Source organism: Nitrospiraceae bacterium (assembly GCA_035623075.1).
In the GTDB taxonomy this organism is placed as follows: Bacteria; Nitrospirota; Nitrospiria; order Nitrospirales; family Nitrospiraceae; genus DASPUC01.
In genome coordinates this window covers 82325-95488 of sequence record DASPUC010000003.1, presented here as the reverse complement: position 1 = coordinate 95488, position 13164 = coordinate 82325, and the positions used below count along the sequence as shown (strand labels likewise).

Annotated in this window: 11 protein-coding genes; 6 read left to right on the top strand and 5 right to left on the bottom strand. The window is 54.6% G+C overall.

The window, feature by feature from the left end; genetic code table 11:
- Window positions 1-202 precede the first annotated feature (202 nt).
- Both metK and ahcY read left to right on the top strand, forming a co-directional pair.
- Entirely contained in the window at window positions 203-1351 is a 1149-nt protein-coding gene (gene metK / locus VEI50_00595; protein HXX73610.1) for a methionine adenosyltransferase, read from the top strand.
- An 89-nt stretch (window positions 1352-1440) separates the two neighbouring features.
- A complete protein-coding gene (gene ahcY / locus VEI50_00590; protein ID HXX73609.1) occupies window positions 1441-2700 on the top strand; it encodes an adenosylhomocysteinase in 1260 nt (419 codons plus the stop codon).
- Between the two features lie 299 nt (window positions 2701-2999).
- Here the strand turns inward: ahcY and VEI50_00585 are convergent, their stop codons facing one another.
- Complete coding sequence (locus VEI50_00585) at window positions 3000-4163, bottom strand: acyltransferase (GenBank protein ID HXX73608.1); 1164 nt, start codon at window positions 4161-4163, stop codon at window positions 3000-3002.
- Between the two features lie 573 nt (window positions 4164-4736).
- On the opposite strand from VEI50_00585, the gene VEI50_00580 reads away from it, so the two are divergent.
- Window positions 4737-5939, top strand: coding sequence for a hypothetical protein (locus VEI50_00580; protein HXX73607.1), 1203 nt, complete (start codon window positions 4737-4739; stop codon window positions 5937-5939).
- A 193-nt stretch (window positions 5940-6132) separates the two neighbouring features.
- Here the strand turns inward: VEI50_00580 and VEI50_00575 are convergent, their stop codons facing one another.
- The 3 genes from VEI50_00575 to VEI50_00565 form a co-directional block, all read right to left on the bottom strand.
- Entirely contained in the window at window positions 6133-7011 is an 879-nt protein-coding gene (locus VEI50_00575; GenBank protein ID HXX73606.1) for a hypothetical protein, read from the bottom strand.
- Between the two features lie 808 nt (window positions 7012-7819).
- Window positions 7820-8791, bottom strand: a complete 972-nt coding sequence (locus VEI50_00570) for a DMT family transporter (protein ID HXX73605.1) — start codon at window positions 8789-8791, stop codon at window positions 7820-7822.
- Between the two features lie 3 nt (window positions 8792-8794).
- A complete protein-coding gene (locus tag VEI50_00565; protein HXX73604.1) occupies window positions 8795-9118 on the bottom strand; it encodes a PilZ domain-containing protein in 324 nt (107 codons plus the stop codon).
- 345 nt (window positions 9119-9463) lie between these two features.
- Between VEI50_00565 and VEI50_00560 the strand changes: the two genes are divergently transcribed.
- The gene (locus VEI50_00560; GenBank protein HXX73603.1) at window positions 9464-9835 is read left to right on the top strand and encodes a hypothetical protein; all 372 of its coding nucleotides are present in this window, start codon (window positions 9464-9466) and stop codon (window positions 9833-9835) included.
- A 248-nt stretch (window positions 9836-10083) separates the two neighbouring features.
- Window positions 10084-10209: a hypothetical protein gene (locus VEI50_00555; GenBank protein ID HXX73602.1), complete on the top strand. Its 126-nt coding sequence runs from the start codon at window positions 10084-10086 to the stop codon at window positions 10207-10209.
- 81 nt (window positions 10210-10290) lie between these two features.
- Here the strand turns inward: VEI50_00555 and VEI50_00550 are convergent, their stop codons facing one another.
- Window positions 10291-11787 (bottom strand): response regulator, encoded by a 1497-nt coding sequence (locus VEI50_00550; protein ID HXX73601.1) that lies wholly within the window; start codon window positions 11785-11787, stop codon window positions 10291-10293.
- A gap of 401 nt (window positions 11788-12188) precedes the next feature.
- Between VEI50_00550 and VEI50_00545 the strand changes: the two genes are divergently transcribed.
- Entirely contained in the window at window positions 12189-13151 is a 963-nt protein-coding gene (locus tag VEI50_00545; protein ID HXX73600.1) for a VIT1/CCC1 transporter family protein, read from the top strand.
- Window positions 13152-13164: the final 13 nt, after the last annotated feature.

The window sequence follows — 13164 nt, the reverse complement described above, 5'->3', positions numbered from 1 at the left end:
GGACGCGGTGCGGGCTGGCTTCGTTAAGTCCGCAGAAATCCAGTAATTCTACAAGCGCTGGGAAAGAGGTGTCAAGCAAACTGGATGAGACATCTCGGATCAATTCCCCTCGGAAGTAAGAATAGACAAATGGAGGGCAGTCATACTAGTATCGCGGGAGATTAGTCGCGTTTTCGTATACCAGAACCTTCGAAGGAGCGTAATGAGACACAACTACCTGTTTACATCAGAATCTGTGACGGAAGGGCATCCCGATAAGATCGCGGACCAGATCTCCGATGGGATTCTCGATGCGATCATCGCGCAAGACAAGTACTCGCGCGTAGCCTGCGAAACCATCCTAACAACCGGCATCGCATTTGTGGCCGGCGAAATCTCCACGAAAGCCTATGTGGAAATCCCCGACATTATCCGGGATGTGATCAAGGACGTCGGCTACACCGACGCGTCGTGGGGGTTTGATTACCACACCTGCTCTGTCCTTACTGCCATCCATCAGCAATCAAGCGACATCGCCATGGGAGTGGATTCCGGCGGGGCCGGCGATCAAGGGCTCATGTTCGGTTACGCGACGAATGAAACCGATGAGTTGATGCCGATGCCGATCGTTCTGGCACACCGGTTGACCCGGCGTCTCGCCGAAGTGCGGAAGAAGAAGATCCTCGACTGGGTCCGCCCGGACGGAAAATCACAGGTCACCGTCGAGTATAAGAACGGCAAACCACTCCGCATCGACACCATCGTCGTCTCCACTCAACACAGTCCCGATGTCACCACTAAGCAGATCGAACGCGAAATCATGGAAAAGGTCATCAAGCCAGTCATGCCCAAGGGTCTCTATGACCCAACCGGTGTCAAGCACCATATCAACCCCACCGGTCGTTTCGTGGTGGGTGGACCAATGGGCGATACAGGGCTGACCGGCCGTAAGATCATCGTCGATACCTACGGCGGTCACGGCAGCCATGGTGGCGGGGCCTTCTCCGGTAAGGACCCCACAAAGGTGGACCGCTCGGCGTCATACATGGCCCGCTATATCGCAAAGAACATTGTGGCGGCCGGCCTCGCCGACAAATGCGAAGTGCAGCTGGCCTATGCGATCGGCGTGGCTGATCCGGTCTCCGTACTCGTTGATACGAAAAACACCGAGAAGGTCTCCGTCGAAAATCTCGACAAGCTGGTGCGAAAATATTTCCCGATGACCCCTCGCGGAATCATCGATCACCTTAAGCTCCGCCGGCCGATCTTCAAGAAGACCGCCGCCTACGGGCACTTCGGCCGGAACGAACCGGAGTTCACCTGGGAAAAAATCGACAAGGCCAAGATCCTGCGCAAGGACGCAGGGCTCTAAGCCAGACGCTCCCACAGGCACACGCAAGGGGGGACGGATTACAGAATCCGCCCCCCTTTTACTGATCAGACATCAAGGAGGAGGGTTTCGTGGATTACGACGTGAGAGATATCAAGCTGGCGGACCAAGGCAAACTCAAGATTGAGTGGGCCGAAGCCACCATGCCGGTGTTACGCCTCATCCGCAAACGGTTCAAACGGCAACAACCGCTGAAGGGCGTGCGGGTCACGGCCTGTTTGCATGTGACCACCGAAACCGCCAATCTCGCGATCACGCTTAAGGCCGGCGGCGCGGATGTCCGGCTCTGTGCCTCCAATCCACTCAGCACGCAAGATGATGTCGCAGCAGCCTTGGTCCAACACGAGGGCATTCCGACCTTTGCCATTAAGGGTGAGGATAATACAACCTACTATCGCCATATTGAATCGGCTATCGCCCATCGTCCCCATGTCACGATGGATGACGGGGCGGATGTGGTGTCGCACCTGCACTCCAAGCGGAAAGATTTGCTGAAGAACGTCATCGGCGGTACCGAAGAAACCACCACCGGCGTCATTCGTCTCCGCAGCATGGCTGAAAAGAAAGTGCTCAAGTTTCCGGTCATTTCAGTCAACGATGCCGATACCAAGCACATGTTCGACAACCGCTACGGCACCGGACAATCCACCATGGACGGCATCGTGCGCGCGACCAACCGGCTCGTGTGCGGCTCCGTGGTCGTCGTGGTCGGCTACGGCTGGTGCGGTCGCGGGATTGCCATGCGGGCCAAAGGCATGGGAGCAGACGTCATCGTGACGGAAATTGATCCATTGAAGGGGCTCGAGGCAGTCATGGACGGATTCCGCGTCATGCCGATGGAACAGGCGGCACCGATCGGCGACTTTTTCGTGACCGTGACCGGTAACCTCAAGGTCATCCGCAGCGAACACTTCGCCGTTATGAAAGACGGTGCCATCGTCTGCAACAGCGGCCACTTCAATGTGGAACTCGATATTCCAGGCTTGGAAAAGCTGGCCAGAAAACGTCGCATCGTCCGGACCGGCGTCGAAGAATTTACGCTGCGAAAAGGGGGACATCGCGTGAGCCTGCTGGGCGAAGGGCGCTTGGTCAATCTCGCGACCGCGGAAGGCCATCCCTCCAGTGTCATGGACATGAGCTTTGCAAATCAGGCGTTGGGAGCAGAGTACATCGTGAAGAACTACAAGCTCCTTGAAAAGAAGGTATATCCGGTACCGCCGGCGATCGATAAGGAAATTGCGCGGCTCAAGCTGGCAGGCATGGGAGTGGTCATTGATACATTGACACACGAGCAGAAAAAATATCTGGCTTCTTGGGAAATGGGAACCTGAAGGCACAGCTGCATCCCCCTTCCGCTTCCAGACCCTTCAAATCATATTGACTCTCTCGACTTTTCCCGGGCGGAAGCCCTCGGAAACTCCTTCAGGGACTCAGTCAGTTTCCGCTTGCTTTCATGACAAAATTTCGTCGGAACTTTTCCCAATAGCTTCTTGCACACTTGCCACCCTTTCCCGGTGCTACGTGTGTCAATTCGCTGTGTTTCAAGGTCAGGAGTTCAGTCCGTATGACGCGCTTCACACGAATCGATGGCTTCGGAATGGCCTAAAGATTTCTGGACTTGGGATATAACTTAGCTGCCTGTGGTGTTGAACGCAGGCACTCGGCCCCTGAAGCCGTCTGCGGTCAGGCTACGTCCATAGCGACGAGTCGGGCGTTCGACGAGGTTGACGGACAGGATGGTAAACACCGTGCAGAGTATTGCCGCTATAGGAAGCGCGATCCAATTGAGAACTTCAGAGCTCAGATGATACATGCCGCCGATAGGAATAAGGATTTCTCGCGTCAACAGGAAGGCGGGCATATGTGCGCAGTAAAGAGAAAACGATACTTTCCCGAATGATTTGAATACAGTTCCGGCGGCTCCAACAGGGCGAATATATCCCTTGTCAAAGGACGCGCAGGTCACCAGCCACGCTGCCGAAAGCTCAAGGACGCTCGTACCGAATGTGAAATCCCTCAAGAGGATCGTCGAGAAAATCATGACCGCGACCGCAAACATTAGGTTGACAAGGCGAGTCCACGGCTTTTCGAGAAAAATTGGTTCCAACCGATTTAGCCATCCGTTTCGTTGAGCCATTGCAATCAGCACCCCCCAACAGATTGCGTCCAGTGGGAACGATACCATGATTAAATGTTGGTTGGCTGGCCGATGAACATGAGTAAAGACCAAAATCACCGCAACTAACACAAGAAGTTTGAACTTCTCGGAGTTTCGACTAAACAGGGGGAAAAGAATGTAGAACTGCTCTTCGAAAGAAAGCGACCAGAAAACCCCGAAAGCCGCGCCACCAATCCAAGGTATAAAGGCATTGTAGACAAACAGAGACGCAGCAAGTGCTTGTATGTGTATAGAGTGAAGCGTTCCAAAACTCCCGTTTTGATTAAAAAGGTGTGCTAAGAGAAGAGTCGTAACGATCCAAGTTATCGCAGTCGGAACGATTCGGAAAAATCGACGAATATAAAACTGCATCCATTGTTTAATAAAGTCTGCACGCGTTGGAGCATGGTCTTGTTCAAAATCTTGCATGAAACTTCGGGAGATCACATATCCAGACACCACGAAAAACAGATGCACCCCACCCCAAAACTGGGCGATGTTATTGATGACATAGAGATAGACGTTCGAAGGAGTCCCTTGCATAAATGCAACGTGCGCTAAGAGCGTGAGGATTATCGCGATTCCGCGTAATTGATCTATCTCGTCAATGTAAGAGATGCTCTTATAATTCTTCATCTATGATGACTTGCCCCCTCTGATTGTCTCGGCCCGCATGTGGGTCAGGCGCGTGGCGCCGCAGCGGCTTCAAATGGTAGGGAACCATAGTCCGGCGCCCTGTATAGGCGAATGCGGCGGTAAGCGTGGAACCAGCGTTCAACCAGCACTGTCATCTCTCAAAGTGTAGCAAACAGTGCCCGATCCAGCAGTTCATCCCGCAGTTTTCGATTAAAGCCCGCAATGGAGCTGTTTTCCCGGGGACTGCGACTAAGGAACAGGTGGTGAACGGGAAAGAAGCAAGAAGGGATCCTCAATGAGCTGTATCAGACGATTCAAACCGTCCTACGGTCCGCGGCTAATTCAGTGACTGTATCGCCAGGTCGAGGACGTTCCCCATTAGGTGCCACTCGAGGTAAGGATTTTGAGATGCCTCGGTCCAGAGTTTTTGGAGACACCGTCTCGTTAAGGAGAACGGATCAGCTCACCATCACTTAGTGAGTGATAGAGGAGGAATCGGACAATGGATTGAGATTCCAATGAGCTGTGGTAGAGTGATCATAGGTGCTGAGGTTTTGAAAATCCGAGGTTCCTATGAGATCGACAACATTTCATCCGCTCTCACTATCGGACTTCGAAGTTTCTCCTGAACAGGGATTTCTTCCGCCAGATCCGATCCAACAGCTACCGGATTGTCCAACACTGAATCATCTCGGGCACGAGCTGCCCAAGTTGCTGAGCGCTCGGACCGTCAGAAAGTATATCGAGGCACAACGCACACTGCTCCCATCTATTCCCGCTACATGGCGCGATCAGGACTATCGAGCCGCGATGCGGATTCTTTCGTTCGCCGGTCATGCTTACGTGTGGGATGTGCCGGATCAACCAGCTCCGACGTTACCATTGCAGCTCGCGAAACCGTGGCACGAGGTAGCGCAGCGGCTTGGCCGGCCACCGATTCTTTCCTATGCGTCCTACGCCCTCGACAACTGGCGACGGCTCGACTTGACCAAACCAGTTCAGCTCGACAATATCGTGCTGCTGCAAAATTTTCTCGGCGGCCAAGATGAAGAGTGGTTCGTCGTGGTCCACATCCAGATCGAACGGCAAGCGGGACCAGGGCTGGCAGGGCTGCTATGCGCGATAAACGGAGTAGCCGATGACAACGAGAATGAAGTACTGCTCGGCCTGCAATCCTTGGCACTGGCGCAAACCGCGATGCGCGACACGCTGCTCCGCATGAAAGAGCGCTGTGATCCTTACGTGTACTACACCCGTGTCCGGCCCTACATCCATGGCTGGAAGAACAGCCCGTCGCTCCAGAACGGCCTGGTATATCAAGGTGTCGCAGCCTATGCTGGACAGCCACAGCAATTCCGTGGCGAAACCGGCGCGCAAAGCTGTATTGTGCCCTGCCTCGATGCAGGGCTTGGTATCGTTCATGCTCCGGACCCATTAACCGTCTACCTCCAGGAAATGCGGGACTATATGCCTCCTCGGCACCGTTCGTTCCTGCAGGCTCTCGAGCAAGCCGTCGACGACCGTGATCAACCGGTGCTCTCGGGGTATGTACGAGAACGGAAGGCTCGTCACCCAGAACTGTGGAAAGCCTATAGCACTTGCATCGATCTTCTTGCTCAGTTTCGCGAGATCCATATCGGATACGCCGACACCTACATTCACCGCCAGCACCAATCTCACGCGAGCAATCCAACCGCCGTGGGCACCGGTGGAACTCCCTTCATGACCTATCTCCAAAAGCATCTGGACGAAACGAAGCACGCCATCGCTGGATAGCCCTCGCTCAACAGCCTATCCTGCAGAATGGATGGGGTATCCAGCCGCTCTTATGTTTTGAACCGCAGTTCGTGCGAATGGTTTCCAGTCAAACAGGAAAAGCAGCATATCACTCGATCGCAGTCACAGCGATGGTCGTTGCGGCGCCCTCTCTCCGTCAGACAATGTTCCCATTGAGTATCGTCAGGACCATCTATTTCTGCGCGAACTCCGGCTGCTTTCTCAATAGCGAAGCCATGAACTCCTGCTTGATCAAACTATCCCCTAACGACTCCATGATTTCGGCCAGATTCAGTTTCAGTTGAACTTCCTTCTTATCCCGGACCGATTCTGGTAACGTCTTGAGTGCACCCCAGGAATAGATCGATTCCTCCATCTCCTGCCAGATCGGATAGCCCTGAACGGTTTCAAACGCTCGCGCCTCTACACGCACCGGACGAAAGGCGATGCCCAACAGATAGCCTCCTCCAAACCAGACAGGCGTGCTGGTCAGCAATTCGAAGCCGATGTTCGCGCCGATCGCGATTGGATTCCATGCCGTAGCGAGCCCGAGTGCCATGCTCTCTGCTGTCATGTCTGTAAACATACCTGCGGCTGACCACTGCCAGCGAATTTTTCCATAATCCAGGATGCTGCCGGCCACGACGAGATCGGCGCCCAGGCGACGGCGAAATTCCCCAAGCTGTTCGGCATTTGGCAGCGTCCCTGGCTTCAGCTCCAACTCCTCAGCCAGTGCGTCTGTCTGCTCCAACGAGACAAACCGAAATCCCTGCCCAGCGGCGAGTCGGCTCAGGAGGAGCCAGCGGGCCTCCTGTTGAACCTCCTTCAAGGCTTCAGCCACCTGTTTCGCCTCGTCCTCTGGTGCCATGGGCTCTCCTACTGTTTTCAAGGTGGATAATTGCGTGATTTCGAGATCGAAACCGAAGAGCAAAATTGCCACCTGAGGGCGTTCGTTCAGATCTTCCACCTCTGATTGAAGAGCTGGCTCGAACGCGACGCAACCCGTGAGAGCCATGCCAGCCAGGTAGGATATGGAGGGCACCGACCGAAAACAGACCGTAAAGAATCTCATAAGGCCTCTCGAAGAATAGGCAGAGGAACGGGAGAACCCGTGCTACTCAGCTACTCAATGAGAGGCTCCTCAAATCCGATAGACGGAAAGTTGTTGGTGGAGACGGAGGGACGGAGGACCGTGCAGCATCAGCCGCCGGATCTGATGGACGGTGGTCAAAGAAATGGAGAACGCGGGTTCTGCAATCTCTCCTGATAAAAAGAGGCAACACGGCGCGCCAAGACTCGGAATGTCCGGCTTAAGGCCCGATGCCAGCTGAGTCAGCGCTTCTTCGTCTAGATCCTGATGTTCTTGATCTTATGCAGCGGCTTCTGAGACAAAGTGTAATTGTTCGGCGAGCTCTAGACAGCCAAAGAACAGCCACAAGGAGAGCAGACACCAGAGGGTAAGGCCAAAGACTGGTGCTCGACGATCCAAGAACATATAAAAACTTTAGTCCAAGTGTCGGGATCAGTCAAACCGGCTGATGGCAATGGATCATGGTGTTGCTCGCCTCAACCCCACACGAGACTTAAATGGACTGTCCAGCCTGGCCGTCGGGAAGCGCTCGAGTTTCGGAAGAGACACTCAACTTCTGTGCCCTCGGTGGCATTCGTCCGATCGTTAGAACCTACGGAGGCCATCTATGATCGCATGTTGAGCGAGAAGGCGCGCTTCCGTGTCATGCTGACGATGAACTGATGTTGGTCGTCGTGCCGTCCTTCTCTCACGCACGAACTCGCATTGTTGCCATTCCTAATTCTAATTCGATGGTTGGATTGATATCGCTGCAAGGGACTGCCGGAGACTAGTTGGTGGACCTGTGGATCTATGCCTTCCTCAGCCAGAGTTTCGACCAGAGCAGGCCAGAGCCTAGAAGTGGTTGGTGCGCTCTCCGAACCAATTCGGCTCCGGCGACAACCATGGCTCCGCCGAGTACCGTCTGCACACGGAGCGGTTCGTCCAAATACAGATAGGCCAGGAAGATCGTACAGACGGGAATCAAATTGTGGTAGGTCCCGACGGTGGCGGGCGAGAGAGATTGCAACGAACGGTAGCGCAGGAGAAACACGGCGGCAGTGGCACATCCAATGTATAGCACCGATGCAATAATCAGCGGCGATATTTGCTCCTGTTGGGGTTCCGACCACTTCAGAGAACCAAGAAACAGCACCAGAGCGCTGCTGCCGAACATGACTGTATTGGATACCATCATCCCAAAGCGTTTCACGATACCGGAGCAGAGCACGATGTGGCCTGACATCATCACCGTGAATAATAAGACGAATAGATCGCCGAATTGAAAACTCGTCTCTCCGTAAGGAGCCCCGTGGTAGACAGCTACCCCGCAGCCGATTAATGAGAGCGCGATACCTGCCACCTTCAACGGGCTCATGTGGTCTTTCCCCAACAGCACACTCAGAGCCGACGTACACGAGGGCAAGAGGCCATAGATCAGTGCATAGTGGATGACGCTCGTGTACATGAGACCCCAGGCCGCGATGGCGTAAGAGAAGACGCCCAGAAGCCCCACCAGACCCAGCTTCACGAGATCCGACAGATCCAACGATAACAACCCCCTTCGGTCCCAGAATAACGTGATGGCAAACAAAGATACGAAGCCGATCATCACTCTGAACCAGGCCAATCCGGCCGGCTGCATGCCACTGTGTTGAAAAACATATTTGATGACCAGGGTTACGGAGCTCAGTAACAACACCACGCCGAACAGACAGGCCATGGGAACGATGGAGGCCATCTTTTTCGACGTACTGATTGGAAACGCCGAGAGCGGTGACATTGATCAAAATCCTGTCATGTTCAATGCGTTCAGCTGCTCGATGAAGTCGGAGAGCTGGACCTGTTGCTCAGGAGAGATTCGGACAATACGAACGCCAAGATTTGGAGGATGGACGTGGGTCACCTGAACAGTGCACAGGACCGGAGACCCTTCGCTCAAATTGAACTCAAGCTGTAGCTCGTCACCGACTTGGACCGGTCCCTCCACCTGGAGTTGGAATCCCTTCTCGGTCAGATCGAGCACCTTACATGGCACCGGTTCAGTGCCGCGTCGAATCTGGCAAACCCGATCGATTACGACTCGGAACAGTTCACGTTTATGGGTCATCGGGCGCTCACCTTTCGTCAGAGGAGCAGCGCACACCGTACACTTGTGATACCGGTGGCCTGTTACCAGTCAGCTAGCTCTCTCGAAAGTATAGCAGTCGGTCCGCTACTCAAGCCCTTCCCTCCTCCACCGAACTGTCAGCTCCCTCTCAGATGAGGACTGGGACGTTGAGGCTTTTCCGAATGATCTGATCACGGGACGAAAACAGCGGGCACAGCGCACAGGAAGGGCGAATACCACAGAGACTGATTATCTGAGCTGGGGCTGTGAAAAAGGCACAATTTAGTTTCCGAATCTGGGGGGCCATGCTAGCGTGGCTGAGAATCAGAAGAATGGAGGTCGCTCATGCTTCTCGACGCAGTCCTGGTTGCCGCCACGCTCTATGTCTGTCCAGGAGACGTCTATTCCGATCAGGCCAGGGAAGGCTGTCGTCCCATGCAGGATACGAACAAAGAGGGCTTCAGCCAAATTCCTGAAGCTCCCGAATTTAATTCAAGATCGACGGCTCCCGCAGCGGTCGACACGGGAGGGTCGAGAGACACGCAATCCCGTCTTCCTGCCGCGTCAGCTCAGGAATGTGCGATGTACGAGGAATGGGTCAAACTGTCCACCAAGTCGAGCAGCATTGGAGCTCGTGAACTGTCACCGGGAGAATTCGAACGGTGGACGAATCTGAAGCAAGTTTTCGGGAACAGCCCGCCTCCAAATTGCCGGTGACACCTCGGGACGGCCTGGGGTTTCAGCCTTTTTCTGTCGATCCAGACACAAATTTCTGCGATCTACTCCACTTCCGCTCCACAGGTGCTTCGCGTGCGAGGTGTTCGCAGGGAACTCCCTTAGTATCGCTTCCTTCCGACGTGTCCGCTATTCGAACCCCGGATGATCGAAGAGCATTGGCCGGTTATTGACTATGGTCTGTAAGCGGCGTATCGTTTTGTCTACCGCTTGAGAAGAGGAGGAACGTCATGTCACTCATGTGCTCCTTCGCGATCTGTAAGGCACAGGAAGGGATGTGCGGGCATGAAAAGGTGATGTTGAGCGTCGCCTTACTCGCAGCCATCGGCTTCGGCGCCTATTTCTTGATCGGCTGACCCGAGGTACTCGAACGACCTATCCCCCGGCCATGTCGAGGCTCCAAGTGTGGTGTCGTGTGGCTCTTCCCTAGCTTCCTGCTAACTGGCGAGAGTTTCACGGACCTTTCGGAGCAGGTCCCTGGAGTTGAACGGCTTCGGAATGAACGCCAGACGCTGCCCTTTCATCGACTCAAGATTCTCATTGGCATATCCCGACATATAGAGTACTTTGACCATAGGCATCAGGGCGTCGATGCGTTTCGCCAGTTGGGGGCCTGTCATGCGCGGCATCATGACATCGGTCAGAATCAAGTGGGGGTATACCGTCGATTTGCTGAGAAGGCTCAGCGCCTCAACCCCATCGGTTGCTTCTTGAACCTCATATCCGGTTTGGCGCAACATATCCCTGACCGCTACTCTCACATCAGCATCATCCTCGACCAACAAAATGGTCGCCCTCCCTTCCACTGCCTCCGACCGAGTAGCGTGAGAATGGTCTGTTTGAGCCTGACCGGCTTGCGGCAGGCAGATTCGGAAGACCGACCCGACACCAAGTTTGCTCGACACTTCGATAAACCCGCCGCCTTGTCGAACGATGCCGTAGAGACTGGCAAGTCCCAACCCCTTTCCTCTCTGGAATTGCTCTCTAACGAAGAAGGGCTCGAAGAGATGGGCCTGCATGTCCGGATCAATGCCGCATCCCGTATCATAGATCGCTAACTCGACATACGTCCCTGGTCTGACCGCCTGCTCCTGTGCCGAGACCTCTGTGACAGTTCGCAGCGACGTCGAAATCCTGAGTTGCCCACCTTGGGGCATCGCATCGCATGCGTTGGTCACTATATGACGAATAATGTCCTCGATCTGTTGACAGGCCATGACGACCGATCCTCCCCCAGAAGCCACGGTCACGGTCAGCAGAATCGTGTCGCCAATGAGTTGCCGGATCTTCGGTTCCATCTCGGTGAGGACTTTGCCCAGATCGAGCATTGTCGGTTCCACCACCTGATGATGACTGAATGCGACCAGCTTGTGCATCAGTTCCCCTGCTCGTTCAACCGCGTCCTGGATCTGCTTAATCGGAGCCCGAATGGATTGACGATCTTCGGCGCGATGACACACCTGCTCGCTGGCCCCACTGATGACCGTCAACAGATTCGTAAGATCGTGAGCCACTCCCCCAGCCAGTCGGCTTAACGCCTCCATCTTCTCGGACCGGCGGGCCGAGTCTTCAAGACGCTTGCGCTCAGTGATATCCGTGATCGCTTCAATGACGTGGGTACGACCGTCGGAGGTTACAGCTTTGGACCATTGGACCAAAACCCATTGGTCATTGGGGAGCGGCACCTCATTCATCGTCATCTTCCCCGTGCTGACCGCATCGGGCATTTTGCAGAACGCACAGGGAGTCGGACAGCCGGCGATTTTGTCGTGACAGGTCTGGCCAGAAATATCTCCGAACTTGTTGAGCCCTGTTTCGTTCTGGAACTGTACCTTGTACGTCGAAGGATCGATCACCGAGACGATGACCGGCTGGGCGTTCAACAGCTCTCGGGGATCATAAGAAGACCGGAGCTGGTTATCGGGCTGTCCCACGGGAGGCTCCAAACTGAATGCCCATTGAGAACCCTGCACAGAGGGAGACACTGACTCACAGAGCCACGCTGTTTAATTGCGAGCATAGACCGTACCAAAGGAGATTGGCTTAGGGGCTACCGGCGTCTCTCTCACAATATTGAGAGGTTAGGGATCTCCCACAGTCATTTGAGAAACTGGATTAGTTAGGAAGCTGAATCAAAATTAGATCAAGAAAGAATTGAATCCGATACATTGAATCCCTCGAGCAAACGGTAGTCATAACTACCACCCTATGAGGTTCAGTCCCCGCGTCGAGTGCCGTGAGCTGCTTCCCCCACCTCCTGCCTCATTGGATCTCTGCTATAATCCTGCCGCTGCTGACCGCTCCTGCTCTCTGACTTTTTTGTGAGGTGTGCCACGTGGTTTCTTCGCCCCCTCACGACCCCCAACTCGCTCAGACGTTGGTTCTCGACGAACTGTTTGATCTGTCGCTCTACAAAGCCCTTCGCGGCGTGACCCAGCCAGATGTCCGTATGACGCTGGATGAGTTGATCAAGGTCGAAACATCTCATCTGGCATTCTGGCAGAAGTTCTTCGAACTGAAGCTTGAGACTCTCGACCTTGGCCGTCGGGTCAAGCTGGCCGTAATGATGCTGGTCTGTCGGCTGTTTGGCTCCACTGCCGTCCATCTCGTGCTCGAAGCCATCGAAGTCCACGGAGTACGAAAATATCTGGCGTTATGGCGGGAATACCAGGGCCAACCGTTGGGTGAGGCACTCCATGGCATTCTCATGGATGAGTTCAAACATGAAGATGTGCTCGTCACGGAACTCACAAAGCGAAAAATCAATGCCGAGAAGATCCGCAACATCTTCCTCGGGTTGAACGACGGCTTGGTGGAAATTCTCGGAGCAGTGAGCGGGTTCTTCGGCGCGTTCGGCAGCGCGACGATGGTCCTAGTCGCCGCCTCAACGACGGCGGTGGCCGGTGCCCTCTCAATGGCCGCCGGTGCGTTTTTAGCCTTGAACTCTGAGAAGGAAGTGAAGACGACTGAGATCGCCAGGAAAATATTTCTGGGCGAGGAATCGGAGATCCTGCCGATGGAAGAATCCCCCTTGGGCTCAGCCTTCGTGGTCGGTGCTGCCTACATCGCCGGCGCACTCGTTCCGGTGGTCCCGGTCTTGCTCGGCGCCAACGACGCCATCTTTTCGGTCGTGACTGCCGGCCTGATGGTAATCGTCGTCTCCACCATTCTGTCTTTCCTCTCCGGCATGGATATCAAGCGCCGGATCGCGCTCAATCTCATCATCATCACCATGGCGGTCAGCGTGACATACGCCATCGGCCTAGCGGCAAAGCATCTGTGGGGGATCGCGGTGTAGAGACTGAAGGCCC